At 31.5% G+C, this 26553-nt stretch carries 25 protein-coding genes; 17 read left to right on the plus strand and 8 right to left on the minus strand.

Annotation, left to right across the window (positions count from 1 at the left end):
- Positions 1–189 precede the first annotated feature (189 nt).
- A complete protein-coding gene (locus tag SD960_RS05380) occupies positions 190–1332 on the plus strand; it encodes an ATP-binding protein (RefSeq protein ID WP_318801324.1) in 1143 nt (380 codons plus the stop codon).
- Here SD960_RS05380 and SD960_RS05385 read toward each other — a convergent pair.
- Positions 1315–1584, minus strand: coding sequence for a DUF1294 domain-containing protein (locus SD960_RS05385; RefSeq protein WP_318801325.1), 270 nt, complete (start codon positions 1582–1584; stop codon positions 1315–1317). The two genes, SD960_RS05380 and SD960_RS05385, sit on opposite strands and share 18 nt — an antisense overlap.
- A gap of 78 nt (positions 1585–1662) precedes the next feature.
- Here SD960_RS05385 and SD960_RS05390 point away from each other — a divergent pair, with 78 nt between their 5' ends.
- Together SD960_RS05390 and SD960_RS05395 are read left to right on the plus strand one after the other, a co-directional pair.
- Positions 1663–2481 carry a Bro-N domain-containing protein gene (locus SD960_RS05390; protein ID WP_318801326.1) on the plus strand — a complete coding sequence of 273 codons (819 nt, stop codon included), beginning with the start codon at positions 1663–1665 and terminating at the stop codon, positions 2479–2481.
- A gap of 111 nt (positions 2482–2592) precedes the next feature.
- The gene (locus SD960_RS05395; RefSeq protein WP_318801327.1) at positions 2593–4716 is read left to right on the plus strand and encodes a Tex family protein; all 2124 of its coding nucleotides are present in this window, start codon (positions 2593–2595) and stop codon (positions 4714–4716) included.
- A gap of 109 nt (positions 4717–4825) precedes the next feature.
- On the opposite strand, the gene SD960_RS05400 is transcribed toward SD960_RS05395, so the two are convergent.
- Together SD960_RS05400 and SD960_RS05405 are read right to left on the minus strand one after the other, a co-directional pair.
- Positions 4826–6226: a glycosyl hydrolase family 8 gene (locus SD960_RS05400; protein ID WP_318801328.1), complete on the minus strand. Its 1401-nt coding sequence runs from the start codon at positions 6224–6226 to the stop codon at positions 4826–4828.
- Between the two features lie 116 nt (positions 6227–6342).
- Entirely contained in the window at positions 6343–6522 is a 180-nt protein-coding gene (locus SD960_RS05405; protein ID WP_042564899.1) for a twin-arginine translocase TatA/TatE family subunit, read from the minus strand.
- Positions 6523–6732: 210 nt separating this feature from the next.
- Between SD960_RS05405 and SD960_RS05410 the strand changes: the two genes are divergently transcribed.
- From SD960_RS05410 to SD960_RS05450, 9 genes are all read left to right on the plus strand, one after another.
- Positions 6733–7233, plus strand: a complete 501-nt coding sequence (locus tag SD960_RS05410) for a peptidase (RefSeq protein WP_318801329.1) — start codon at positions 6733–6735, stop codon at positions 7231–7233.
- 10 nt (positions 7234–7243) lie between these two features.
- Complete coding sequence (locus tag SD960_RS05415; protein WP_318801330.1) at positions 7244–8728, plus strand: GH3 auxin-responsive promoter family protein; 1485 nt, start codon at positions 7244–7246, stop codon at positions 8726–8728.
- A 16-nt stretch (positions 8729–8744) separates the two neighbouring features.
- On the plus strand, positions 8745–9083 hold the full coding sequence (locus SD960_RS05420) for a hypothetical protein (protein WP_318801331.1): 339 nt from the start codon (positions 8745–8747) through the stop codon (positions 9081–9083).
- 249 nt (positions 9084–9332) lie between these two features.
- Positions 9333–11012 carry a DUF6909 family protein gene (locus SD960_RS05425; RefSeq protein WP_318801332.1) on the plus strand — a complete coding sequence of 560 codons (1680 nt, stop codon included), beginning with the start codon at positions 9333–9335 and terminating at the stop codon, positions 11010–11012.
- A 7-nt stretch (positions 11013–11019) separates the two neighbouring features.
- The gene (locus SD960_RS05430; RefSeq protein ID WP_318801333.1) at positions 11020–12012 is read left to right on the plus strand and encodes a hypothetical protein; all 993 of its coding nucleotides are present in this window, start codon (positions 11020–11022) and stop codon (positions 12010–12012) included.
- A gap of 28 nt (positions 12013–12040) precedes the next feature.
- Entirely contained in the window at positions 12041–13345 is a 1305-nt protein-coding gene (locus tag SD960_RS05435; protein WP_318801334.1) for an MATE family efflux transporter, read from the plus strand.
- A 10-nt stretch (positions 13346–13355) separates the two neighbouring features.
- The gene (locus tag SD960_RS05440; RefSeq protein WP_318801335.1) at positions 13356–14375 is read left to right on the plus strand and encodes a glycosyltransferase family 2 protein; all 1020 of its coding nucleotides are present in this window, start codon (positions 13356–13358) and stop codon (positions 14373–14375) included.
- Between the two features lie 9 nt (positions 14376–14384).
- Positions 14385–15449 (plus strand): hypothetical protein, encoded by a 1065-nt coding sequence (locus tag SD960_RS05445; protein ID WP_318801336.1) that lies wholly within the window; start codon positions 14385–14387, stop codon positions 15447–15449.
- 124 nt (positions 15450–15573) lie between these two features.
- Positions 15574–16725, plus strand: a complete 1152-nt coding sequence (locus SD960_RS05450) for an O-antigen ligase family protein (protein WP_318801337.1) — start codon at positions 15574–15576, stop codon at positions 16723–16725.
- On the opposite strand, the gene SD960_RS05455 is transcribed toward SD960_RS05450, so the two are convergent.
- Positions 16661–17770 carry a glycosyltransferase gene (locus SD960_RS05455; RefSeq protein WP_318801338.1) on the minus strand — a complete coding sequence of 370 codons (1110 nt, stop codon included), beginning with the start codon at positions 17768–17770 and terminating at the stop codon, positions 16661–16663. The two genes, SD960_RS05450 and SD960_RS05455, sit on opposite strands and share 65 nt — an antisense overlap.
- A gap of 166 nt (positions 17771–17936) precedes the next feature.
- On the opposite strand from SD960_RS05455, the gene SD960_RS05460 reads away from it, so the two are divergent.
- The 3 genes from SD960_RS05460 to SD960_RS05470 all read left to right on the plus strand — a co-directional run bounded on the left by SD960_RS05460 (position 17937) and on the right by SD960_RS05470 (position 21119).
- Positions 17937–18920 (plus strand): UDP-glucuronic acid decarboxylase family protein, encoded by a 984-nt coding sequence (locus SD960_RS05460; protein ID WP_318801339.1) that lies wholly within the window; start codon positions 17937–17939, stop codon positions 18918–18920.
- A gap of 64 nt (positions 18921–18984) precedes the next feature.
- Entirely contained in the window at positions 18985–20352 is a 1368-nt protein-coding gene (locus SD960_RS05465) for an undecaprenyl-phosphate glucose phosphotransferase (protein WP_318801340.1), read from the plus strand.
- Positions 20352–21119, plus strand: a complete 768-nt coding sequence (locus tag SD960_RS05470) for a glycosyltransferase family 2 protein (RefSeq protein WP_318801341.1) — start codon at positions 20352–20354, stop codon at positions 21117–21119. Before SD960_RS05465 ends, SD960_RS05470 begins: the two co-directional genes overlap by 1 nt.
- A 165-nt stretch (positions 21120–21284) precedes the next feature.
- Here SD960_RS05470 and SD960_RS05475 read toward each other — a convergent pair whose 3' ends face one another.
- Positions 21285–21815 carry an ORF6N domain-containing protein gene (locus SD960_RS05475; protein WP_318801342.1) on the minus strand — a complete coding sequence of 177 codons (531 nt, stop codon included), beginning with the start codon at positions 21813–21815 and terminating at the stop codon, positions 21285–21287.
- A gap of 40 nt (positions 21816–21855) precedes the next feature.
- Positions 21856–23166, minus strand: a complete 1311-nt coding sequence (locus SD960_RS05480) for a phenylacetate--CoA ligase family protein (protein ID WP_318801343.1) — start codon at positions 23164–23166, stop codon at positions 21856–21858.
- A gap of 136 nt (positions 23167–23302) precedes the next feature.
- On the opposite strand from SD960_RS05480, the gene purD reads away from it, so the two are divergent.
- Positions 23303–24577, plus strand: coding sequence for a phosphoribosylamine--glycine ligase (gene purD / locus SD960_RS05485; RefSeq protein WP_318801344.1), 1275 nt, complete (start codon positions 23303–23305; stop codon positions 24575–24577).
- Here the strand turns inward: purD and SD960_RS05490 are convergent.
- On the minus strand, positions 24569–24799 hold the full coding sequence (locus tag SD960_RS05490) for a DUF6341 family protein (RefSeq protein ID WP_042564884.1): 231 nt from the start codon (positions 24797–24799) through the stop codon (positions 24569–24571). The genes purD and SD960_RS05490 overlap by 9 nt on opposite strands.
- Before the next feature lie 139 nt (positions 24800–24938).
- Between SD960_RS05490 and SD960_RS05495 the strand changes: the two genes are divergently transcribed.
- Entirely contained in the window at positions 24939–25868 is a 930-nt protein-coding gene (locus tag SD960_RS05495) for a DUF6427 family protein (RefSeq protein WP_318801345.1), read from the plus strand.
- Here the strand turns inward: SD960_RS05495 and upp are convergent.
- Positions 25863–26516 (minus strand): uracil phosphoribosyltransferase, encoded by a 654-nt coding sequence (upp, locus tag SD960_RS05500; RefSeq protein ID WP_318801346.1) that lies wholly within the window; start codon positions 26514–26516, stop codon positions 25863–25865. The genes SD960_RS05495 and upp overlap by 6 nt on opposite strands.
- Positions 26517–26553 lie beyond the last annotated feature (37 nt).

The raw sequence follows: 26553 nt of genomic DNA on the forward strand, positions 1-26553 counted from the left end.
AATCGGGTGCTTCGCACCAATGAAAATAAACAAGTTGGGCGGAATTTTATATTTATTATGACGTTATTTTATTATAAAAAATATTAATTTGGTCAATACACTGACTGAATTAACGTTAATTTAGTAAACACGGTGACTGAATTAATGTTTTTAACGTTATATTTGTATCCTAATTTGAACTGAAATAGAATGAAAGAGTATTTGAAAAGAGCAGTAATTCAGGAGTTTAAAAACAAAATTATTCCAAATAAAGTGTTGATTTTGTTAGGTGCGAGACGTGTAGGTAAAACAGAATTAATCAAAAATTATTTAAAAGATATTCCATCTGAAAGTTATCTTCAACTTAATGGGGAAGATATTAATGATATAAGTTTAATAAAAGAGCGTTCTGTTAATAACTATAAAAGACTTTTAAGCGGTCTGGATTTATTAGTAATAGATGAAGCGCAAAACATTCCGGAAATTGGTTTAATTCTTAAATTGATTGTTGATTCAATTGATGGAATTAAAGTTATTGCAACGGGATCATCTATGTTTGATTTGAGCAATAAATTAGGAGAACCATTAGTAGGAAGAAAAAACACTATTTATTTATTTCCATTAGCACAAATGGAATTTTCTTCAAATGAAAACTATAAACAAACAGTTGAAAATTTAGAAGAACGTTTACTTTTTGGAGGATATCCAGAATTAATTCAGTATGACAATTGGGATGAAAAAAAGGATTACCTTTTTGAAATAATCAATTCATATTTATTAAAAGATATTTTAGTTTTCGAAGGGATTAAACATGCCGATAAAATTTATGATTTGCTACGATTAATAGCCTATCAAATAGGAAAAGAAGTTTCGGTTCAAGAACTGGCAAATCAATTACAGTTGTCAAAGAATACAGTTGCAAATTATTTAGATTTACTATCAAAAGTGTTTATTATTTTTAAGATAGAAGGCTTTAGCAGAAACTTACGTAAAGAAATTGTAAAATCAAGCCGATGGTATTTTTATGATAATGGTATTAGAAATGCGATTATCAACAACTTCAATAGACTTGATTTAAGAAATGATGTTGGTGATTTGTGGGAGAATTATTTAGCTTATGAAAGAGTAAAAAAGCAAAACTATCAGAAAATAAAAACCAATAATTATTTTTGGCGTACTTATGATCAGCAAGAATTGGATTGGTTGGAAGAAAAAGGAGATAATCTTGAAGGATTTGAATTTAAGTGGAATGAAAATAAAAAAGTAAAAATTCCTTTAGCTTTTTCGAAAGCTTATCCTGAGGCAAATTTTAGCGTAATTAGTAAGAACAATTATTTAGATTTTATTATTTAAATTAAAAACTAAAATCACAATCTGAATCAGGAAAATTCCTGAAAACTTCAGAATAAAAGATGTTTTACTCGTTTTATGTTTAAAAATCAACATTGCCAGTAATAAACCTAAAGATCCGCCAACAGCGGCTAAAAGAAAAAGTGTATTTTCGGGAATTCGACGTTTATGTTTGACAGCCAAATATTTATCGTAACCTGCCAGACTAAAAGCAATACAATTTATAACTAAAAAAGACACTAATAAAACTTCCATTGGCTTAAAAATTCAGACAAAGATATTAATTTGGTTATTAGGTAAGAATAAAAAAGAATAATATAATTCATGTTAAAAATGAGTCCAATACAATTGTTTGAGCAAAAAAAAGTGAGAAGTCATTATGATACTGAAAAAGAAATTTGGTATTTCTCTGTTATTGATGTGATCCAAATTTTAACTGGAAGTACGATTCCTAAAAGGTATTGGACTGATTTAAAAAAGAAGTTAAAAGCAGAAGGAAGTGAAGCGTACGATAAAATCGTACAGTTGAAAATGCTTGCAGATGATGGAAAAAATAGGCTGACAGATACTGCAGATACTGAAACTTTGCTGCGTCTAATTCAATCTATTCCTTCTCCAAAAGCAGAACCTTTTAAACAATGGCTGGCAAAAGTTGGTTACGAAAGAATTCAGGAATTGGCTGATCCTTCTCAAAGTTTAGATCGAGCTCGCGAAAATTGGCAAAATTTAGGGCGAAGTGAAAAATGGATTCAACAACGAATGACAGGACAAGAAACCAGAAATAAATTGACTGATTATTGGAAAGAATCAGGTGTTGAAAAAAAGGACGAATTTGCAATGTTGACAAATATCATTCATCAGGAATGGACTGGATTATCTGTAAAAAAACACAAGGAAATAAAAGGATTAGAATCTCAAAATTTGAGAGATCACATGTCTGAAGCAGAATTAATTTTTACCGCTCTGGCAGAACTTTCGACTCGACAAATTGCTGAAAGTGAAGAAGCAAAAGGACTTTTAGAAAATGCAAAAGCAAGTAAAAAAGGAGGCGCGATTGCAAAAAATGCCCGATTAGCTTTAGAAGACAAAACAGGAAAAAGTGTCGTTACGGGAGAAAATTTTCTACAACCAGGTAAAAAAAGACTAGAGTAAATTAGATTAAAATTTTTAGTTTATTTTTGACCAGACTAAACCAACAAATACATAAATCCTTATAAACTTTGCAAAACATATCAATTTTTTGCGGTTAAAATAAAATTAAGAATGACTAATATTCAATTCATTGCCAAGACTGTTCAAACAGCAGCGATTAACATTCAAAACACGGTAAAACTGTTAGAAGAAGATTGTACGATTCCGTTTATTTCCCGTTATCGAAAAGATACAACCGGAAATCTGGATGAAGTTCAAATTGAGCAGATAGCAAAACTTCATAAAGAATATGAAGCGATTGTAAAACGTAAAGAAGCAGTTTTAAAATCGATTGAAGAGCAAAAAGCACTTACACCTGACTTGAAGCAAAAAATAGAGCAAAGTTTTGACTTACAAGAAATTGAAGATTTTTATTTACCTTTTAAAAAGAAGAAAAAAACAAAAGCCGATGTAGCTCGCGAATTTGGTTTAGAACCATTGGCAAAAATAATCATGTCTGAAAATGATGTTGACGTTGATTTTATTTCGACGCAATATTTAAATGAAAATGTCATTAATGAAGAAGCCGCAATGCAGGGCGCACGTGATATTATCGCCGAATGGATTAACGAAAATATTTATGTTCGTAAGCAATTGCGACGATTATTTAACAGAAAAGCGACAATAGGAACTAAAGTCGTTAAAAAGAAAAGCGAAGAAGAAGGTGCCCAAAAATTCAGTCAGTATTTTGATTGGGAAGAACCGTTGACAAAAGCACCATCTCACCGATTATTAGCAATGCTTCGTGCCGAAAATGAAGGTTTTGTAAAAATGAAAGTTGATGTTGATATCGATGAAGCTTATGATATTATTGACGAAATAATCATTAAAAAACAAAATAGCACAACGGCGCATTTGCAATTAGCAATTGAAGATAGTTACAAACGATTATTGAATCCGGCGATTGGAAACGAAACCTTACAAGAAGCAAAAGCAAAAGCCGATGCCAACTCAATTCAGGTTTTTGCCAACAATTTAGGGCAGCTATTATTAGCACCTCCTTTGGGCGAAAAACGAATTTTGGCAATCGATCCGGGCTTTAGAAGCGGTTGTAAAGTAGTTTGTCTGGATGAAAAAGGCGATTTATTATACAACGAAACCATTTATCCGCATGCACCACAAAATGAGGAAGCAATGGCGATAAAAAAAATCCGTTCTATGGTAAATGCGTATCAAATTGATGCAATTTCTATAGGAAACGGAACGGCTTCGAGAGAAACGGAATTTTTCATAAAAAAAATTGCGTTTGATAAACCCGTTCAGGTTTTCATCGTTTCTGAGGCTGGAGCTTCGGTGTATTCGGCGTCAAAAATTGCCCGTGAAGAATTTCCAAATTACGATGTTACCGTTCGTGGTTCGGTTTCTATCGGAAGAAGACTTTCAGATCCTTTGGCCGAATTGGTGAAAATTGATCCAAAAGCCATCGGCGTAGGCCAATACCAACACGACGTAGATCAAACCAAACTAAAAGAAGAACTAGACAATACGGTAATTCGCTGCGTGAACTCGGTTGGAATTAATATCAATACAGCTAGTAAACACTTGCTAAGTTATGTGAGTGGAATAGGAGAGAAACTGGCCGAAAATATTGTACAATATCGTTCAGAAAACGGACCGTTTGAAGATAGAAAACAGCTGAAAAAAGTGCCTCGTTTAGGCGATAAAGCATATCAGCAAGGTGCGGCTTTTATTAGAATTTCGAATGCAAAAAATCCGCTTGATAATTCAGCTGTTCATCCAGAAGCTTATCCGGTTGTAGAGAAAATGGCAAAAGATTTAAATCTTTCGGTAAACGACTTAATTGCAAACAAAGAGAAAACAGCCTTAATTAAAGCTGAAAAGTATATTACACCAGAAATTGGTTTATTAACTTTAAAAGACATCATAAAAGAGCTTGAAAAACCAGGATTAGATCCAAGAAAGTCTGCGAAGGTTTTTGAATTTGATGCAAATGTAAAATCAATTAAAGATTTAAGAACCGGTATGATTTTACCGGGAATTGTGAATAACATTACCAACTTTGGCTGTTTTGTTGATATCGGAATCAAAGAAAGTGGATTGGTTCACATTTCGCAGCTAAAAGCAGGTTTTGTAAGCGACGTAAACGAAGTGGTAAAACTGCACCAGCATGTTGATGTAAAAGTGACTGAGGTGGATGAAGATAGAAAAAGAATCCAGTTGACGATGGTACTTTAATCTAAATTCCAATTTTGAAATCCGAAATTCCAATTCTGTAGTTTCGTTAACTTTCAAAAATAAAAAAATCCCAAACTACGATTGTAATTTGGGATTTTGTGTTTTGCAATTATTTCAAAATTACCTTTTTGGTAATACTTTTATTTTCGTTAGAAATCTTTATCAAATACAAACCAGAGGATTGATTCGCCAAATTAATTTCGGTGGTTTCGGTATTTGTTTTTTGTTCCGAAATTATTTTTCCCTGCGGAGAAATAACTGAAATTACAGATTTTTCGGGAGCTGAAACAGTAAACTTATCCGCACTTGGATTTGGGTATAAAGTAACAGTCGAATTTTCTAACTCAAATTCATCATTAGATAATGTTGCATTCAACGGCAAATAAAAGTTACCTGTTAATAGAAGAGAGTACAGTGTTTTTAAGGTATGATTAAAATAACTGTTTGGCTCGTTTAAATTGTTTAAATCAGTATAAGAAGTATTTAAATGTGTTTGATTTTCACCCGCCATTGCAGCGCAGGCAAAGGCGCCTACAAAAGTAGCATTGTGCCATTGTCCTATTAAAGAACCATTTTGGTTGTAGCCATCTTTTATATTGGCAGATCCGCCCAAATTTACACGAACAAAATCGGATGACTTTTTAGAATAGGTTTTAGCATCGGCATTGCCAAACCATAAATAATCAACCGCAATACGCCATGGAGTTCTGGCAGCGTCATAAGTATAGGTTTTTCCACCGTTATTATATGAGCCAGCTGATGAGGAATAAGCTCCGGATGCCATACACCAGTCAGAAACCAATCCGCCAGCTGCACTATTTACAGTTAAATTATTGTTGATAATTGTATACGATTTTGCGGCAACCGAATTCCAAAAAGCCACATCGTTAGTAAAAATTCCAAAAACTCTGTAATAGGCTGGTGAGAAATAAGAAGGATTTGTAATTTGGCTTCCGCCGAATTGATCTCCGGGTTTTAAAACAAAGGTATTCGCTTCGACTTCATGTGCTTTAATAGCTGCGATTAATGTTTTAGCATCTGTTTTATAATTGATAGTTCCGGTGCTTGTCCACTGATAATCGGCTACGATAAGAGCAAAAGCCGCATCAAGTTCAGCATCTGTTGCACCATTGGCGCCGTCAGTTCCGGAACAGCCATTGATTTTCCAGTTCATAACACCGTTTGAATTGACATTATCTTTGTAATACAGCCAAAGACCGTCAAAAAGGGTTTTATCAGCCATATAAACAGACAGTAGCATTCCATAACCAATTCCTTCAGAAACGGTTTTAGAAGGATCGTCAAATTTTATTCGTTTTCGGCCATTTGTGCAATCTGCAACAAAATTGTTTTTCCAGGTATCATAATTAGTTTGAGCGTCCTGACTATTTTTGTTGGTGGCCATAAGACCATTTCCATAAACTTTGTTGGCAGGAAAAGGCTGTTTGGGGTTTTGTGAATAACTTTTGAGACACAAAAATGCAATACTTACTAAAAGTAGGTTTTTCATAAATTATTATTTATTTGATTTAGGGACTCTAAAAGTAAGAATTTTTAGATATAAAAAAAATCCCAAACAACAATTCTAAAATTGTTGTTTGGGATTTTCAATAAATTTGAAGGTTATTATTTAGTTTCCTCTTCTTGTTTTTTAGCAGGTGCAGGCTGATCGTCCTTAGCAGCGTTTTTAAATTCCTTAATTCCGCTTCCTAAACCTTTCATTAATTCTGGAATTTTTTTACCTCCAAAAAGTAATATCACAATACCTACTATTACAAGGATTTCTGTAAGACCTAATCTTCCCATGGTTGTATATTTAATGCCGAAGCAGATTGTTATCTAATTTTACCGCAAAGGTATATAGAAATATACGAAGAAGAAGTGTTTTTGGATTAAAAAATTATTTTTTAGAGCGTTAAATATTTTATAAAATCATTAAATTAATACAGTTATCCGTTTTTGTCTGGGATTAACAAGGTGATTAATTATTATATTTGCGAGTATTAATGACCTAAAATGGCAAAGAAAAAACATAATTTAAAGAAGAAATTATATACCAAAAACCGTTTGGTAATTTTGAATGAAGATACTTTTGAAGAGATTTTTTCATTTAAACTAACCTTAATGAATGTTTTTGTAGTTTTTTCTTTGGGTGGAATATTCTTAATATTAGTAACAACTTTTATTATCGCTTTTACGCCTTTAAGAGAATTTATTCCGGGATACTCTTCAACACAATTGAAAAAGAACGCAACACAATTGGCCATTAAATCAGATTCTCTGACTGTTGCTTTAAAGAAAAACGAAGCTTACATAAAAGGAATTCAAAAAGTATTGAGAGGCGAACTGGATTATGCAAAATTCAATAAAGATTCTATTTTATCAGAAGCAGAAGAGACTCCGCATCTTAATATGAAAGCCTCTGAAGAGGAAATTAAGTTGAGAGAAGAAGTAAATAATATAGAAAAGGAGTCAGGCGTTCAAACGGGAAATAAAAATAAAAAAGCCAAAAAATAACCAACATACAATGTCAATTAAATCATTAGCAGCAAAATTATTTGCCGGCAAAATATATCATCAAACAAAAACCTGGGCCAATAAACCTGTTGAAACTCAATTGGCAGTTTTTAAGAATTTAATCAATGATGCAAAAAGGACTGAATTTGGAATTGATCATCATTTTGATAAAATAAAAACATACGAAGATTTTAGAAAAAATGTTCCGGTTCGTGATTACGAAGATCTAAAAACCTATATAGACAAAGTTAGAACGGGCGAAAAAGATATTCTCTGGAAAGGGAAACCTCTTTATTTTGCCAAAACATCAGGAACAACATCAGGGGCAAAATATATTCCGCTTACCAAAGAATCAATGCCTACGCACGTAAATGCAGCGCGAAATGCCATCCTACATTATATTAACGAAACCGGAAATGCGGATTTTGTAGATGGGAAAATGATTTTTTTGCAGGGAAGCCCTATTTTGACTGAAAAATACGGAATTAAATTTGGAAGACTTTCCGGAATCGTCGCACATTTTGTTCCTAAATATCTACAGAAAAACCGAATGCCTTCGTGGGAAACCAATTGTATAGAAGATTGGGACACAAAAGTAAATGCAATTGTAGACGAAACGATTAAAGAAGACATGTCGGTTATTTCCGGAATTCCGGCTTGGGTTCAAATGTATTTTGAGCGTTTACAGGAAAAAAGCGGAGGAAAAAAAATAAGCGAGATTTTCAGGAACTTTAATCTGTTTATTTACGGAGGTGTAAATTACGAACCATATCGCGCCAAGTTTGAAAAAATGATTGGTAAAAAAGTCGACAGCATTGAGTTGTTTCCCGCTTCAGAAGGTTTTTTTGCATATCAGGATTCACAAAAAGAAAAAGGAATGTTGTTGCTTTTGAACTCAGGAATTTTTTACGAGTTCATTAAAGCCGATGAATTTTTTACTGAAAACCCAAAAAGACATACTATTGGCGAAGTAGAAACAGATGTAAATTATGCTTTAATTATTTCGACAAATGCCGGACTTTGGGGATATAATATAGGAGATACAGTGCAGTTTACGTCTTTGTTTCCGCATCGTGTAATTGTTTCGGGCCGAATTAAACACTTTATTTCTGCTTTTGGTGAACACGTTATTGCCAATGAGGTCGAAAAAGCGATGAAAGAAGCAACAGAAGCAACCAAAATAGTTATAAATGAATTTACAGTTGCGCCACAAATTAATCCGTCAGGCGGATTACCTTATCACGAATGGTTTGTAGAATTTGAAAATGAACCGGAGAATATGGAAGCTTTTGAAGAAGCAATTGATAATTCGATGAGAAAACAAAACATTTACTACGATGATTTGATAACCGGTAATGTTTTAAGAAAAGTGGTGGTTACCAAAGTTTCTAAAAACGGATTTCAGGATTATATGAAATCACAGGGAAAATTAGGTGGACAAAATAAAATTCCGAGATTGTCAAATGATAGAAATATTGCTGATAATTTGAAATAGAGACAAGTTTTTATTTATGAAATATAAATATTATTTGAGACCAGGATATAAATCTCAAGATCTGTTAATTGAAATATTTAGTGGTGCCGAAGACGAATATTTTCTCACAGATTTATTAGATTCAATTTCAGAAATAAACCCAAAAGTTGATAAAATGAATGACCTTTGGATGAATGATGAAATTGAGATAGAAGTTAGCTCAGATATTGGGTCATTTTTTATTTCAAAAGACATTTGGGATTTAGCTTTTATAATGTCAGATAATAATAAGGAATGTATCAACAAGATAAATTTGATTTTACTAAAAGATAAAAATTTCCATAAAGCAGAAGTCAACTTTGAAGATTACAAATAATAATACAATAATAAATAGTTTAAAATTATCAAATAACAGCGATAATTTGAAATAAAAAACTAAGATAAATTCTTCTTCTAAATTTTTTTAAATTGCAGATAACAAATTACTTACTATAAAATTATATTGTAATAACAGTTTAGTAATAATGATGTTTTGCAGAGTTAACGTTTTTAATTCCTATTTTCGCTAAAATTAATAATACTAAGATTAATCTTCTAAAACCGAAGATTTTTTAAAATATAAAGCATGAAAGAAACCAAACATATATCAAGATCAAGAGCGCAGGAATCATCTGCAGCGATTGAAAAAATGTACATAACAATGCGTCACTTATTCAACCGTGGTTTTTATAAACCTATGGGAGTTTCGGGTGATAGTTTACGCGAATCATTATTGGCCTTGCGTCCGGAAATTTACGGAAATATTGGAGAAGAAAAAGTAGAACTTAACGGTCTTTTATACGTTATAGAACGTCTTCCGATAGGAATTGAACAATGTCGATTTATTAATTTAACTTCAGATGAAGGATATTCTAAATCACATTTTCAGGCAATTGTTCCTCCAAAAAGAAGAAGAAATTGTTACAGAATTGATGAGGAACAAATGAATGTTGAAATCACGCGAGGACGATCTGACATTTATGATATTTTGACGCATTTGACTTTTATTTTTATCGAATCGCACAAAATAAAAAACAGAGTTTTATTGGATGACGGCGGTGAAGTTTCGCGCGATTGGCTGAAATTGGAACAAGCTGTATTACAGACTAAAAAACTTTCTTTAATAGAAAAAGAAAAAGCAATCTCGCATGTTGCCAATATTTTAGGAAGAACATTTGAAGAGGTTCTGGACATTTATGACGCTTTTGGTTCAGAAAATGCTCCTGATCGTTTTCTGCACGTTATTTATTGGTTAGGGAAACTGGCGATAGAAGAAATGATTGATAATAACAAACGCACAATCACTTTTAGTCCTGTTTTAAGAGAACGTCTTGGGCATCACATTCATGGTGAAATCTGGGCAACCAATATCAAGGAAGTTTTAAAAGCGAATAACCTTTTAAAACGTCCAATTCATGTGATAAGCGCGAATATGCACAGTGTAATGAATTCCATTTTTGCAACGCCGTTGTTGAAAACAAAATTCAAGGACAAATCTGATTTCTTTATTTATGAAGAATTAAGCAAGTCTGGCGCAAAAGAACTTAGAGCGCACGTTGAAGAATTGGCATTGAAAAACGGAATGATTTCATTACCGGATAGCTCAGGAACAAATATTGATGTTCAAATTTTTGACACAGCCAAAATTGACTGGTCAAAAACGGCATTTTCATATGGAAATATTGATGAAGAAAAACCTGTAATAATTGTAATGGATTATGCATTTGGCGAGCAGGCTTATGAAACTATCGACGAACTTTTAAAACCGTATAAAAAAGAAACTTTACTAAATGTAAAATCAGTTTCGATAATGGGTAAAGCCGGAATTCTAGAAGGTGGAAAAGGTGATATTATGATTCCGTCCGCGCATATAAATGAGGGAACGGCAGATAATTATTTCTTCGAAAATGAATTAACAGGCGCTATGTTTGAAGGAAATGACATTGCTGTTTTTGAAGGTGCAATGGTTACCGTTTTAGGAACATCATTGCAAAACAGAGATTTGCTAAAATTCTTTCATGAGTCGACGTGGGGAGTAATTGGTCTTGAAATGGAAGGTTCTTATTATCAAAAAGCAATACAATCGGCTTCAAAAATTAGAAAAAGCGTGCCGCATGATATCAAAGTTCGTTATGCTTATTATGCATCAGATAATCCTCTGGAAACCGGAAGCACACTTGCTTCGGGCGGATTAGGAACAACCGGTGTAAAACCAACGTACTTGATTACTATTAAAATTTTGGAACAAATTTTCAACGTAAAATAAAACCTAAATGAGTACAAAAGTACCCCAAAATACCTCAGATCAGGAAATTGATATTTTTCAGCTTTCAAAAAGCATTGGTAATTTTTTTGATAGAATTAATGCTGCAATTTTTCAGTCAATTCAATTTTTTGTTCGAAACTGGGTTGTTGTTTTAATTTTGGTTATAGTTGGTTTTGGTTTTGGATGGTACTTAGATTCTAATAAAAAATCATTTGAAAATCAGGTAATTGTAACTCCAAATTTTGGAAGTGTTGATTATTTGTATGCTAAAATCGATTTAATTCAATCTAAAGTTATTTCTGGAGATGCTTCTTTCCTAAAAAATGTGGTAGGGATTTCAGATCCAAAACTAATTAATAAAATAGAGATTAAACCTGTTGCCGATGTTTATAAATTTATAGAAGACAAAGAACAAAACTTTGAACTTATAAAATTAATGGCTGAGGTTGGTGAAGTAAAAAAAGTTTTAGAAGATAACGTAACGAGTAAAAACTATACCTTTCATACAATTTCTTTCGTTTCAGGTGAAGCTATAAATGAAAAAGAAGTAGTTGAACCGTTGATGAAATATTTGAATGATTCTGAATATTTTGCCGCAATTCAAAAAATAGGATATAAAAATCTGGAGCAGCAAATTGCTCAAAATGATACTATATTGCTGCAGATAGACAATGTTTTAAACGGATTTTCGAATAAAGTAAAAGGAGCTTCAAATAACGACAAACTGATTTATTACAACGAAAATTTACAGTTAAACGACATTATAAAAACCAAACAAAAACTAGTTACCGATCAGGGAGAAAACCGATTAAAATTAATAAGTTTTGACAAAACGATTAGAGAAATTAATTCGACGCTTAACATAAATGATAACAAAATTACAAATGGAAAGCTCAAATTTTTATTTCCAATTTTCTTGATCTTCATGTTTATTTTCGTCAGTTTGTTTTCTAAGTTTTATAAAAAACAATATAAACTTCAGCAATCAGAAACGATCTAAAAAGATATTTTCTTTAATATAAAACCAATTGAAAATCAACACTATTTTTGAAAGAATAATTCAAAATTCATTTTTAAAACAAAGTTTTGCTACTTTGTTTTTAAGGATTTTTGGAGTGTTGCTATTGTTTGGTTTTACTGTTTTTTTAACAAAATCATATTCGCCAAAATTAGTTGGACAATATGATTTTGCAAGATCTTTTTTGTTGGCGGTTGGCAGTATTTGTTTGTTGGGTTTTGATCAGTCGATTTTATATTTTAAAGGAAAATTGACCAGTAACGGAACTCTTGAAGAATTAAAATACATATATGTCAAAATGGTTACAATGCTATTTGTAACGTCAATTATTGTATTATTAATTGTTGCCGCGATTAGTAAAAATTTAATCAACGATTATTTTTCAGATCAGGAAGTGTATTCAATATTATTGAAAGGTTCAATAGTATTATTTTTCCACGGACTTTCAAACTTAAATACAGAGATTTTTCGAGCTTTGGATAAATTATATGTCGCAGAGTTATTTAGAAATGTTATTAAATATATTCCATTAATTATTGGTTCAATAGCTTTATTCTATTGGCACAAGGAAAACTATTTGGTAGATGTTTTTTTAATTGGATTTGTTGTCCTTTCGCTTGTTAGTTCTTTATTAGTTTTCATTTACTTTAAGAAAACAATACCTTTAGAAAGACAGGAAAAAATTTCACATAAAGAAATTTTTTTTAAGTCATATCCAATTGCGATTAGTGGTATGGCCTTATTTTTATTGATGAGTTTTGACATCATGTTTCTGAAAAAATATCGTAATGACGAAACAGTTGCTTTTTATTCTGTTGGAGTTAAAATAATGACCATTGTTTCGGTTATAATTTTAACGATAAACATTACAGTTTCTGCAAAAATTGCGGAATTTTTTTCCAGTCAAAATACATTAGAATTAAAAAAGATTTTGCGAAATAGTTCACGTTTAATTTTCGGAATTACCCTTCCTTTAATAGTTTTAATTTGTTTTTTCTCTGAATATATTTTGTCTTTTTTCGGACATCAATATGTAGCAGCCCAGGAAGCTTTTCTTATTTTAATTGTTGGTCAGGGAATTTGCTCAGCATTTGGGGTCGCACCGGTTTATTTAAATATGACCGGAAGACAGCATATTTTTCAGGTTATTTTGATTATTGCTGTTATCGTAAATTTTGCTTTAAATCGATTTTTAATTCCTGAATACGGAATGATTGGGGCTGCAATTGCATTTGTTTCGAGTTCCCTTTTTTGGAATATTGTTTCAGCGATTGTTATTTATCAGAAAGATAGAATTAAAGTTTTTTTGAATTAAAAGTAAAACAATGAATCTGCAAAAGGAAAAAACTTTTTTTAGCATTATTATTCCGGTTTATAATGTTGAGGATTATCTAAACCAATGTTTAGAGAGTATTTTATGCCAGACCTATTCTAATTATGAAATTGTTTTGGTTAATGACGGTTCTACAGATTCTTCTTTTCAAATTTGCCAAAAATACCAGGAAAGTTCATCACATATAAAATTAATTAACAAAGAAAACAGAGGTTTATCAGACGCCAGAAATAAAGGTTTGTTAACGTCAAACGGCGATTATGTTATTTTTACAGACAGCGATGATTACTGGTCAGGAGATTCTGTTTTAAAGGATTTGAATAATCTGATAGAAGAATCAAATCCGGATTTGATTATTCATGAAGAAACCCGTTTTTTCTCTGAACAGGATGTGCATTGCAAATACAACCAACGTTTTATTAAAAACAAAACCGGAAAATTTGAGGATCAAATCATTAATTTGGTTTATTATGATCTATATGTCGCCTCTGCATGGGATAAAGTAATTAGAAGGTCAATTTTAATAGATAATCAGTTGTTTTTTCCCTTGGGGCGAAAATCTGAAGATATTGAATGGTGCGGCCGATTAATGCATTATATTGACACTTTTAGTATTTACTCTAAATCATTTTACATTTATCGTCAGGTTAGAAAAGGATCTATTACTACAAACGTAACCGAAAAACACATTGAAGATGTTTATTTTATGGTAAAAAATGGTTTAAATGCACCAAAAGCAAATTCTGAAAATATAAATCAGGCGATAGAAAATTATTGGGCTTTTAATTATGTTGTAATTTTAAAAGATTTTTACGTACTCTCTTCAAAAACAAGAAGTAATATTTGTAATGATATAGTTTCCTGGAAGTATTTGCTTCAAAAAAAACGAAATTTAAGAGTCGATAAAGTGATACGCTTCTATCAATATTTGCCGTTCAAAGCCTTGATACTTTTTTTAAACGGATATAGAATTAAAACAATTTTGTTCAAGAAATACAGAGCTTTAAAATAAAAAATAAGTATGCAGAAAAATATTAAAAAAAGCACCGCAGCATTTTTGCTTATTGCGATGGCCAATTTGGTTGTTGCATTTGCCGCTTTTTTTGTTTTGCCGCCACGGTTTTTTTATGATACCGCAATTATAGTTTATGACAAAGGACACGAAATAGGATTTATTGGCAGTTATCCGGTTTCGATTTTGCTCTATAAAATTTCAGGTTTTCGTTATTTGCCTTTTCCTGTAATTGCCTTAATTCAATTTCCTGTTTTAATGTATGTTTTGTATAAAATTGGCATTCCGGACAACTTCGAAAAGCTAAATATCAAGAACGTTTTGGTTTACATAGGAATTTTGATGATTGCCATTTTTATATCAATGCCTTCAAAAGAATTTATAACCTTTTTGTATGTAACGCCAATTGTTTTTATGTGTATGAATGATCAGGTTTCAGTAAAGAAAACAATTCTGTATACCACTCTAATGTTGCTGTTTTTTGGAATAATTTTTCGTCCTTATTTTGCCATGATTCCTATTATTGGCGGCGGAATGTATTTGCTTAGTTTAATAAGCTTTAAGAACAAAACCATAACGACAATTTTTTACGGTTTATTGATTGCCTTCTTCTTATCATTCAGCCACGGTGTTATAAAGGGAAAATATCTTTCTGAAATTAGTCGTGAATTGGTAAACAATGACCGGGTAGGTTCTTCAGATGCAAATTCCATGATTGTTTCTCCCGTAAAAACTGATACTTGGTACGGAGAAATGGTAAGTGTTTTTTATGGATTTTTTACGGTTAACATTCCTTTAAACGGCTTAAAACATTTATTTTCTCCACAAATAATATCGTTTATAATATGGCAGCTTTTGCTGTTTTATATTTTATTAGTTCGTTTTTCTAAATGTTTAAAAGACAGAAAAAGATACTCAAAAGAACTGATGGTTTTATTAATTCTTTTTTCCTTTTTTATTGTGCAGGGTGTATTCGAACCAGATTTAGGCACTGCTGTTCGACATAAAATAGGCATTTTTCCTTTAATTTATTTTGCGTTATACTATGAATCTTTCCGAAAAGAACTTCAATAAAATATTCCATGTTTTTGTATGTCTGATCGCTGTTGCGATGATTTTTAGAAAACCATGTTCATTGCTTATAATTTTATTTGCTGTTTTTAATTTGGTTTTTATTAGCAAGTTAAAATTCACCAAAATGAGCCTTATTTTAATGGCTTGTATTGCTTCACCTATATTGTTGGAGTTATTGTTTTTTTGGAACAACGATTCTTTTACAAAAGGACTAAAAGCAATAGAAAAAAGCAGTTCGCTATTATTGTTTCCAATTTTTATTATTGGTAATTATCAACGAATTAATTTTTTAAAAATAACACAAATTTACAGCACCGCAACAACAATTTTAATGTTGTTGTTATTCGTCCGTTTTAATGTTATTTATCCCGAATTAATGAATAAATATCTTAGTGGAATTGATTTATGGGAAATGGGATATCAATTTGCAGACAGTATTGGTATTCATGCGCCGGCATTAAATATGCACTTGGCTTTTGTTTCGGTTTGTGCGTTGTATTTTGTCTTTTCTAGCTTTCAAAAAAACGAAAAATTGATGCTAAAAATATTGCAACTTATTATTTTCCTTTTATCTTTTTTCTTCGTGCTTTTTGTAAACACAAGAATGGCATTATTAAATGTTTTGTTGGGATTTGCTATTGTATTGTTTTTTGTGATAAAATCTAAATTCAACTTAAAAAAAATCGCAATAACATCAACAACAGTTTTAATTTTATTAGCTGGAATTTTGTTTCTCTTCGTTCAAAAAAATCCATACATGAAGGAGAAATATTCTAAAGCAACTTTTGCTTATATGGATAAGGTTGGGAAATTAGACGAAATTGATCATCCTGAGATTAAGGTTTTCAATTCTTTTGTAACCCGCCTTTCGATCTGGAAATCAGCTTGGGAATTGTCTGAAAAAAACCTTCCTTTTGGAGTTGGAGCTTCAGACGGAAAGCCGGAATTGGTAAAATATTACAAAGAAACCAATCAGCATTTTTTGGCTAAGTATGAATTTCCAACACACAACCAGTTTCTTGATTTTTTACTAAAATTCGGGATTCCGGGACCTTTGGTTGTTGTTTTGTATATTTTTACAATAGGATATTTAGGTTATAGTTTAAAAAATGCGATAATCCTTTCCTTTTTTCTAATCTTTTTTACATCTAATTTAACAGATGACTTTTTACTTCGTTTTGACGGAATAGCTTTCAGCGGATTATGGTTTTCTATTTTTGCAAGTTATTGGCTTCAGCAAAGAGCGATTCTTGATAAAGATCAAAAAGCTGCTTAAAATTTTGATTTGTATCAAATAAATCTTCGCATCTTTTTAATGCTTTTTTTCCAAAATCAGTTCTGGTTTCGTTGTCTTTTAGAATTTCAAAATAATTATCAAGTTCATTAATATCATTAAAAAGAAATCCTGTTTTATTATGTACAACAATGTCTTTATTACCAATAATATTGGTTGCTATAACTGGTTTTTCTAAAACCATTGCTTCTAATAATGCAATTGGTAAACCTTCCCAAAGAGAGGTTTGGAGATAAATATCAACTGAATTTAAAGTTTCAAAAACAATATTTTTATCCATAATCCATCCGGTAATCTTAATATTTTCAGAAGTAATTAAATGGCTTAGTTCGCCATCACCTATCCAAATAAAATTAAAATCCGGAAATTTTAGCGCAATATCATTAAATAACTTAGGGTTTCTTGCGGCTGTGATTCGGCCTAAAATGCCAACAGTTAATTTTGAGTTTTGATGAGGTAAAAAGTGTTCCCGCATATGAGGAATATCAACACCATTTCTCACCAATTTTGAGGGGCCGATTTTTTTAGCAATTTCAAATTCGGTATCCCCACATGCCACAATTGTTCCACCAAATAATTTCTGAAAACTTTTTTCAATGATCGAGTATAATTTTCTGGAAGCTTTTGAAATGTCAGTTCTTAGAAAAGCATATCCGTGAGGCGTGTAAAAAACCTTCTTTTTTTTAAATAGGAAAAAACAAGCAATTCGACCTAAAACGCCTGATTTTGATGAATGAAGATGAATTATATCAGGATTAATTTTCTTTAGTTCTTTAGTTAATTTTAAAATAGATTTTAAATCCTGAAAAGGAGAAATCTCCCGAACCATATTAAGATGAATCAGATTAACACCGTTTGAAAATTCAGTGTTTACTTTCTCGGAAGTAATTCCTTTTCTATTACTGCTATAGACAATAGAGGTTTCTATATTCTTACTTATTCCTTCATTTCCAAAAAAATGAGACAAATCTCTAAAATAAGTATATACACCACCTTCTAGTGCTTCAACGACATGTACAACTTTCAAAATAATTAAATTTAGTTTAGTAAAAGTAGAATAAAGCAATTAATAATGAATTAAAAATTGAATCTCTCTTTGCATAAAAATTTAGTCAATTTAAAGGCAGGATATTTTATTACATTTGTGGATATTTGCAGAGATTATCAAAACCAATAGGTTCAATAAAACCATTATGAAAAGAATACTTATTACCGGAGCGGCGGGTTTTTTAGGATCACATTTATGCGATCGTTTTATCAAAGAAGGATATTATGTTATTGGTATGGATAATTTAATAACTGGTGATCTTAAAAACATCGAACATTTATTCAAATTAGAGCACTTTGAGTTTTATCATCATGACATCACTAAATTTGTTCATATTCCGGGAAATTTAGATTATATATTACATTTTGCTTCGCCGGCAAGCCCAATCGATTATTTAAAAATTCCGATTCAGACATTAAAAGTCGGATCATTAGGAACACATAATTTATTAGGTTTGGCGCGAGTGAAAAAAGCAAGAATTTTGATCGCTTCAACTTCTGAGGTTTATGGAGATCCTTTGGTTCACCCTCAAACCGAAGAATACTACGGAAACGTAAATACAATTGGACCAAGAGGCGTTTATGATGAAGCCAAACGTTTTCAGGAATCCATAACAATGGCCTATCATACTTTTCACGGTGTTGAAACCAGAATCGTTCGTATTTTTAACACTTACGGACCAAGAATGCGTCTCAACGACGGACGTGTAATTCCGGCATTTATTGGTCAGGCACTTCGTGGTGAAGATTTAACCATTTTTGGAGACGGAATGCAAACACGTTCTTTTTGCTATGTTGATGATCAGGTTGAAGGTATTTTTAGATTGCTGCATTCTGATTATGTTTATCCGGTAAATATTGGAAATCCGGATGAAATCACAATTAAGGATTTTGCAGAAGAAATCATAAAACTTACCGGAACAAATCAAAAAGTGGTTTACCATCCGCTGCCGGTAAATGATCCGTTACAACGTCAGCCAGATACAACCAAAGCAAAAGAATTATTAGGTTGGGAAGCAAAAGTAAGCCGTTCTGAAGGAATGAAAATCACATATGATTATTTTAGATCACTTTCAAAAGAAGAACTTTCAAAAGAAGAGCACAAGGATTTTTCGAATTATATAAAATAGCTGTTATAAGTACGGCTATGTAAAATCAAATGTGCAATAAAATGATTGCATAGGGGAACTAATTATGACAGTATTTCAAACAGGAAGATACTCAAAATATATCAGGCCAATTAGTATTTTAATTGATCTGACAATTATTACAGTATTAAGCTTTTTTATGTTTAAAGAGCTGGTTTCAAATATGTTGTTGTTTATTTTTTATCAATATATTGGTTGGGGTTTAATAGCTTTTTCAACACATTTTTATGATGTGTACAGATTTACGACTCCAATTGAAATTGTTGCAAAAGTATTGAGACAGGAAATTTTGTTTCTTCTCGTTGTAATTGCTTTTTTCCCTTTTTCGCCGCAAGTTGTTTTTAGCCAAACGGCCATTATAATATTTATAGTGTTAGCGATATTATTGGTAACAATTTTTAAATTCTCATTGTTTTTTTATTTAAAAGAATACAGAATAATTACAGGAAGCAATTATCGAAGCGCTGTTATAATAGGTTTTACAGAAGAAGCAATTCGATTAAAAAACCTTTTTGAAACCAGAAAAGATTATGGATATCGATTTCTCGGATATTTTTCGGATAAGAAATCAGGCGAGAATATCACAGGAAAACTGACAGATTTAAAACCTTTTATAATTGAAAACGAAGTAGATGAAATCTATTGTTCTTTGAATGAAGTATCAAACAAATATTTGAAAGATTTGATTGATTTTGCAGATGAAAATAATAAAACAATAAAGTTTATTCCAGACACAAAAGAGATTTTCTCCAAGAATCTAAAAATAGATTATTACGATTTTTTCCCCGTACTTTCGTTAAAGCAGACCATGCTTAATGAACCGGCAATTCAAGTATTGAAACGTACTTTTGATGTTGTTTTCTCTATTTTAATTATTGTGTTTGTATTATCCTGGTTAGGCCCAATATTGGCAATTCTAATAAAATTAGAATCTAAAGGCCCGGTTTTTTTCACACAAGGACGACCTGGATTAGGAGAAAATGAATTTGTATGTTATAAATTTCGCTCCATGCGAATTAATAAAACTACAGAAAAAGAAGCTTCAATAAACGATCCCCGCGTTACGGCAATTGGCCGTTTCATGAGAAAAACAAGCATAGATGAATTACCGCAGTTTGTTAATGTTTTAAAAGGTGACATGTCGGTCGTTGGACCAAGACCGCATCTTTGGTCACAGAATAAAGAATACGGAAACAAAGTAAAAAAATACATGATCCGTCATTGTGTTAAACCCGGAATTACCGGATTGGCACAGGTTAGTGGTTTTAGAGGTGAAATCACAATAGAAAGAGATATGATTAACCGAATAAAATTTGATGTTTTTTACATCGAAAACTGGTCTCTTATTTTAGATTTGAAAATAATTTTTCAAACCGTAATCAATATTTTTAAAGGCGATAAAAAAGCATATTAATGAGTGAATTAGTTTCGATTATAACGCCAACTTTTAATGCCGAAAAATTTATTCGGGCAACTATAGAATCTGTGCAAAATCAGAGTTATCAAAATTGGGAAATGATTTTGGTTGATGACGCTTCTACAGATAAAACGATTGCCATTATAAAAGAATTTGCCCAAAAAGACAACCGGATAAAATTAACAGAATTATCTAAAAACTCCGGAAATGGATTTGCGCGTAACGTTGCATTAGAAAAGGCAGACGGGAAATATATTGCTTATTTAGATGCAGATGATTTGTGGTTCCCGATGAAATTGGAAAAACAGATTCAATTTTTGAAAACCAACAATTTACCGTTTACTTTCAGTTTTTATGATTGTATAGATGAAGAAGGAAATTCTTTAAACAGGCGAGTTGAGGCTCCATTAAAATTGACTTACGATCAATTGTTTTTTTGTAATTACGTTGGCAACTTAACCGCGATTTATGATGTAGGTTTTTTCGGAAAAGTTGTTATCGAAGCAACACAAAAGAGACAAGACTGGCGATTATGGCTTACGATTTTAAAACAAATTGAAGTAACGAAACCAGTACCGGAGATTTTAGCTCTTTACAGAATAAGAAAAGACTCAATATCTGCTTCAAAATTCAAATTGATAAAACACAATTTTGGTGTTTATAGAGAATTTCACGGATTCAATTTTGTGTTTTCTGTTTTGTTGATGACACGATTTTTATTTACACAGTTGATTATTAAGCCTCGATATATAAAGAAGATTTAATATTCTCTAAGGTCACAAATTGTGACCTTGAAGAATTTCACTTATTAAATCTTGATGTCGCAAATTGCGACTTCAAGATTTGAGTTTAATTTTAAGATCAGAATTTGTGATCTTAAAAAATCACTTCCAGAATTGGAGGTCACAATTTGTGACCTCCAATTCTGATTATTTCTTATATCCAATTTTTACTCTTTCACTTTCATTCTCTTTTTTCTCTGTTAGTTCATCTAAATAAGAAAAAACCAACTCTATATTTTTATCATGATTCTCCAATTTCTTTTGAATCTGTAGAATGTCGACTTTAATTTCTGTTGTATCCAGAAGCATTTGTCGCACTTTTGTAAAAATGCGCATAATTTGAATATTAGTTTGAATTGCTTTGCCGCTTTTTAGGACACTTGACAACATCATAACCCCATGTTCAGTAAAAGCAAAAGGAAGATATTTTTGATATTTACCTCTTCCTTTCTCTAAGGTCGCAAATTGCGACCTTAGAGAATTATGCTCATTATCATTAAGTTGAAACATAAAATCTTCAGGAAATCGGGATAAATTCCTCTTTACCTGTTCATTTAATCTTTTAGTTTCGACTCCATAGAGTAAAGCTAAATCACCATCAAGCATCACTTTTTGATTGCGGATAAAATATATTTTGTTTGAAATAGTTTCTTCTGAAAGTAAAGATTGATCGTCCATAAGTTTTAATTAAAAAAACAAATGTAAGATTTTATTTATATTACAAATACGATTTGAATTGCTTTAATTTACCCCGATTGGTTCTTTCTAAGACATTTTTTCGGGTAAAAATGAAGTTCAAATTGGATTCAAGATAGAGCGCAATTGCTTCTTTTATTTTTTGAATTTGTTCTGCATTTAATTCATTTTCAGAAACATATTCAATTTCAAAAGAATCTAATTGGGTTTGTTTGATGATAAATTCTTTTACATTCCCATCATCTTCAATGATGCTTTTTGTTACGTAATAAAATGTCAAGCCGGGAGATTTTTTTCCGCTTGGTAAAATCGCAACATCATTTGTTCTACCAACCAATTTTTTTAAGATGGGTTTTTGTGGCGTACTTTTTTCATCCAAAATTCCAATATCGCCAATATCATATCTGATAAATGGATTTGCTTTATTGAAAAGAGAAGTAATCACAATTCGGCCTTCTTTTCCATAAGGGAGAATCTGATTATTTTCATCCAAAATTTCAAGAAATAATGTTTCAGCATTTATTTGCCATTCGCCCTTTGTGTTTTCAAAAGCAATTAAATCCAATTCTGAGGCTCCGTATTCGTTGATAATCGGAATTCCGAATTGTTTTTCCAGCAATATTTTATCCGATTCAAAAAGCATTTCCGAAGTAACAAAACAAGCTTTTAAAGTTGGACAAAATTCACTTAAAATAATATCTCTTTTTTCTAAAAATTTAGCAAACAAAACGATCGAACTCGTGTAACCATTAATATAATCGAATTTTTGCGTTTTAAATTTTCCCAGGAATTTTTCCAAAACTTCATCAGACAAATCAAAAACCGGAAAGCGAAAACGACCGCTTAAAAAATCTTTAAAACGTTCTTTTTGGTACCCAATAAAATCCATCGGAATGCCGTAAAAACGTGCTTGGTAAGAATGATTAAAATCAATATTAAACCATCCAAAACGCATAATATTCGATGCCCATGTAAGAGCGTGAGAATATTTATCTTTGGCAAAAACAAAAGGTGTTCCGCTCGATCCTGATGTTTTGTTGAGGTAAACGTTTTTTAGAGTATATCCTTTAGAAAGTCTTTCTACAAGCGGTTTTTGTAAATTTTGTTTGTTTAAAATCGGTAAATCTTCCCATTTATAATCATTTTTATTTCCAACTAATTCCTGGTAAAAAGAATTGTTTTGTAAATGAAAATCAACAATATCTCTTTTTTTATCCTGAATGAATTTCGCATGTTCTTCAGTAGATAAATTCACAATTCGATTCAATTCGGCCTTAGCTTCTTTGATTGGAAAACCATTTAATTTTAACGAAAGATCGAAAAGTGATATCATTTTTTGAAGATAAATTTTCACCAAAAATAATATTTACCAATTACTAACAGAGAAGAATCAACAACTTTTTAAGATTTAATTATTTTTTACGTACAAAAGCAATTATTTTTGCACCACAACTAAATACAACTATACCATGACAATTTTACTATTGGGATCAGGCGGAAGAGAACATGCTTTTGCATGGAAAATGATTCAGAGTCCGCTTTGCGAAAAACTTTTTGTTGCACCAGGAAATGCGGGAACAGCTGCAATTGCTACAAATGTTGCAATGTCTCCAACCGATTTTGATGCCATAAAAGCATTTGTACTTAAGGAAAATGTAAAAATGGTTGTTGTAGGACCAGAAGATCCTTTGGTAAAAGGGATTTACGATTATTTTAAAAACGACGAAAGTTTACAACATATTCCGGTAATTGGACCATCAAAATTGGGTGCTCAATTAGAAGGAAGTAAGGAATTTGCTAAAGAATTCCTGATGAAACACAATATTCCAACAGCTGCTTACGATAGTTTTACTGCTGAAACGGTAGAGAATGGATGTGCATTTCTTGAAACTTTACAACCTCCATACGTTTTAAAAGCAGATGGATTAGCAGCTGGAAAAGGTGTTTTGATTATTCAGGATCTTGAAGAAGCTAAAACTGAATTGAGAAACATGCTGGTTCACCAAAAATTTGGAGCGGCAAGTTCAAAAGTAGTTATTGAAGAATTTTTGGACGGAATCGAGTTAAGCTGTTTCGTTTTAACAGACGGAAAAAGTTATAAAATTCTTCCAACTGCAAAAGATTACAAGCGAATTGGCGAAGGTGATACAGGATTAAACACAGGCGGAATGGGAGCAGTTTCTCCGGTTCCTTATGTTGATGCTGTTTTGATGGAGAAAATTGAAACAAGAATCGTAAAACCAACAATTGAAGGTTTCCAAAAAGACGGAATCGAATATAAAGGTTTTGTTTTTATTGGTTTGATTAATGTAAAAAATGAACCAATTGTTATTGAATATAACGTAAGAATGGGTGATCCTGAAACAGAAGTTGTGGTGCCAAGATTAGAATCGGATTTGGTTGAATTATTCTTATCGGTTGCCAATCAGGAATTAGATTCTTTCGAATTAAAAGTAGATCCAAGAAGCGCGACTACAATTATGGTAGTTTCCGGGGGATATCCTGAAGATTTTGAAAAAGGAAAAATAATTAGAGGATTAGAAAATATTACAGATTCTATTGTTTTTCATGCAGGAACAAAATTAGATGGCGAAAATGTCGTTAGTAATGGAGGTCGTGTATTAACAGTAACATCTTATGGGGACGATTTCCAACAAGCCATAAAAAAATCTTACCAAAACATAGATAAACTAAATTTTGATAAGATGTATTTTAGAAAAGATATTGGCTTCGACTTACTTTAAAAAAGAGTGAGCTGTAGTATCTTGGTTTTCTGTTCCAGCGTCATCAAAAATGCGTAATTGTTTAATCCAATAAACGATTGCGCATGCACAGATGATCATAAAAATCCAGTTAATTGTATTTGCACCAAACCATGTAACAAGTTCTAAACGACGTAAAAAGTCAAGTGGAGCAAATAAAATGTTAACGAATAAGTATTGTATTCCTTCAAAAAAAGCTGTCATAATTTCTAAAATTATATGTTATTTATTGTTGTGTAACGCATTGAAATCGAATTCAGATTATAGAATCTTTTTTCAACTTGTTGGTTTTACTTTTTAAACAAGTATTATATTTACAATCACAAAAGTATAAAATATCCTTATGATAACAAGTGTTTTTAGAAAATCTACGCCATTAAATTATTCGTTGGTCGTAATTTTAATACTGGTTTTCTTTTTTCTGTTTCAATTTCAGGAACCATCATGGATGAGTTCTTCATTTTTGGCGTTTCAGAAAATGAGTTTATTGTGCTTTATATTTGCTTCTTTTTTTCTGATAAATTTTATTGTAAAAAAGAACGGCCTCAGTAAAGACAATGGTTACGCGATATTTTTTTACTTATTGTTTATATTGTTTTTCCCCACAATATTTAATAATGCAAATGTAGTATATGCCAACTTTTTTGTTTTGCTGGCACTTCGACGATTGATTTCTTTACAATCTTTAAAAGCTTCAAAAGAAAAAATATTTGATGCTTCTTTTTGGATTTTAATAGCTTCTTTATTTCAATTTTGGTCTATTCTTTTCCTGATATTGGTTTTTATATCGATTATTTTTCACGTTTCGCGCGATTATAGAAACTGGGTTTTGCCATTTATAGCACTTATGGCCGTTGCGGTTATCTTTTTACTGATCTCTTTAATCTTCCATATTAACGCAATTGAATTTTTTCAAAAACGTGCTGTGGTTGATTTTAATATTAATTATTTTAAGAATAATTACGAAAACGGAGCACTATCCATTTATGTGGCCGTGGCATTATTTTTCGTCGTTTCAATGTTAATGACTTTTTCAAACAGGCCCCAAATTGTACATTCTTCATACAAAAAAATCGTAGCCTGTTTTTTTATAGCAGCTTTTGTTTTTATTATTTCGCCAGATAAAAGCAACGATTTATTATTGTTTAGCATTGCTCCTTTAACAATGATGGCGGCAAGTTATGTCGAATATGTGCAGCAAAAATTAAACAGCGAAATTGTATTTTATACTTTAATTGCGTGTAGTTTATTTGCTTTTTTTACTCAATTATAATTTACTGCCGTAAGCAAGATCGCCAGCATCGCCGAGTCCCGGCACTATATAATTTTTTTCATTCAGTTTTTCATCGAGAGATGCAACCCAAAGATGGCAATTGTCTGGAAGATTTTTTTCAAGATAGGCTACACCTTCCGGAGCAGCAATAACAACAACAATATGAATTTCGTTTGGAGTAGCATTCTGAACCAATTTTTCATGAACTGCCACTATTGATTGTCCCGTCGCCAACATTGGATCAAGAAGTAAAACGGTTTTATTATTGATATTTGAAACGGCTTGATATTCAACCCGAATTTCAAATTCATGATCGTTATTTGGATGATATCTGCAAGCAGAAACAAAACTATTTTCGGCATGATCAAAATAATTTAAAAAGCCATTATGCAACGGTAATCCGGCTCTTAATATGGAACATAAAACCAGATCATCATTAATTTCGGTAGTTTTTTTAATGCCAAGCGGCGTTTGAATATCTACATTTTTATACGACAAATTTTTGCTTAATTCATAAGCCATAATTTCGCCAATTCGTTCGATATTTTTTCGAAAACGCATACTGTCATTTTGAACATTTACATTTCTGATTTGACCCAAAAAATGATTTAAAACGCTATTATTTTCAGATATATAATGAATTTTCATATGAAGTTTTTAGAATTATCAATGATTTGCGATACTA

Origin of the sequence: Flavobacterium sp. MMLR14_040, from assembly GCF_033657265.1 — a bacterium.
In the GTDB taxonomy this organism is placed as follows: domain Bacteria; phylum Bacteroidota; class Bacteroidia; order Flavobacteriales; family Flavobacteriaceae; genus Flavobacterium.

Bases quoted from the DNA above. Each gene is read 5' to 3' on its own strand.
- SD960_RS05470 (WP_318801341.1), top strand. From the start codon at position 20,352: ATGAGTGAATTAGTTTCGATTATAACGCCAACTTTTAATGCCGAAAAA.
- SD960_RS05405 (WP_042564899.1), bottom strand. From the start codon at position 6,522: ATGGGAAGATTAGGTCTTACAGAAATCCTTGTAATAGTAGGTATTGTG.
- SD960_RS05480 (WP_318801343.1), bottom strand. From the start codon at position 23,166: ATGATATCACTTTTCGATCTTTCGTTAAAATTAAATGGTTTTCCAATC.
- SD960_RS05445 (WP_318801336.1), top strand. From the start codon at position 14,385: ATGCAGAAAAATATTAAAAAAAGCACCGCAGCATTTTTGCTTATTGCG.
- SD960_RS05380 (WP_318801324.1), top strand. From the start codon at position 190: ATGAAAGAGTATTTGAAAAGAGCAGTAATTCAGGAGTTTAAAAACAAA.
- SD960_RS05410 (WP_318801329.1), top strand. From the start codon at position 6,733: ATGGCAAAGAAAAAACATAATTTAAAGAAGAAATTATATACCAAAAAC.
- SD960_RS05390 (WP_318801326.1), top strand. From the start codon at position 1,663: ATGAGTCCAATACAATTGTTTGAGCAAAAAAAAGTGAGAAGTCATTAT.
- SD960_RS05430 (WP_318801333.1), top strand. From the start codon at position 11,020: ATGAGTACAAAAGTACCCCAAAATACCTCAGATCAGGAAATTGATATT.
- SD960_RS05395 (WP_318801327.1), top strand. From the start codon at position 2,593: ATGACTAATATTCAATTCATTGCCAAGACTGTTCAAACAGCAGCGATT.
- SD960_RS05460 (WP_318801339.1), top strand. From the start codon at position 17,937: ATGAAAAGAATACTTATTACCGGAGCGGCGGGTTTTTTAGGATCACAT.
- SD960_RS05450 (WP_318801337.1), top strand. From the start codon at position 15,574: ATGAGCCTTATTTTAATGGCTTGTATTGCTTCACCTATATTGTTGGAG.
- SD960_RS05465 (WP_318801340.1), top strand. From the start codon at position 18,985: ATGACAGTATTTCAAACAGGAAGATACTCAAAATATATCAGGCCAATT.
- SD960_RS05415 (WP_318801330.1), top strand. From the start codon at position 7,244: ATGTCAATTAAATCATTAGCAGCAAAATTATTTGCCGGCAAAATATAT.
- SD960_RS05490 (WP_042564884.1), bottom strand. From the start codon at position 24,799: ATGACAGCTTTTTTTGAAGGAATACAATACTTATTCGTTAACATTTTA.
- upp (WP_318801346.1), bottom strand. From the start codon at position 26,516: ATGAAAATTCATTATATATCTGAAAATAATAGCGTTTTAAATCATTTT.
- SD960_RS05495 (WP_318801345.1), top strand. From the start codon at position 24,939: ATGATAACAAGTGTTTTTAGAAAATCTACGCCATTAAATTATTCGTTG.
- purD (WP_318801344.1), top strand. From the start codon at position 23,303: ATGACAATTTTACTATTGGGATCAGGCGGAAGAGAACATGCTTTTGCA.
- SD960_RS05475 (WP_318801342.1), bottom strand. From the start codon at position 21,815: ATGGACGATCAATCTTTACTTTCAGAAGAAACTATTTCAAACAAAATA.
- SD960_RS05425 (WP_318801332.1), top strand. From the start codon at position 9,333: ATGAAAGAAACCAAACATATATCAAGATCAAGAGCGCAGGAATCATCT.
- SD960_RS05420 (WP_318801331.1), top strand. From the start codon at position 8,745: ATGAAATATAAATATTATTTGAGACCAGGATATAAATCTCAAGATCTG.
- SD960_RS05385 (WP_318801325.1), bottom strand. From the start codon at position 1,584: ATGGAAGTTTTATTAGTGTCTTTTTTAGTTATAAATTGTATTGCTTTT.
- SD960_RS05400 (WP_318801328.1), bottom strand. From the start codon at position 6,226: ATGAAAAACCTACTTTTAGTAAGTATTGCATTTTTGTGTCTCAAAAGT.
- SD960_RS05440 (WP_318801335.1), top strand. From the start codon at position 13,356: ATGAATCTGCAAAAGGAAAAAACTTTTTTTAGCATTATTATTCCGGTT.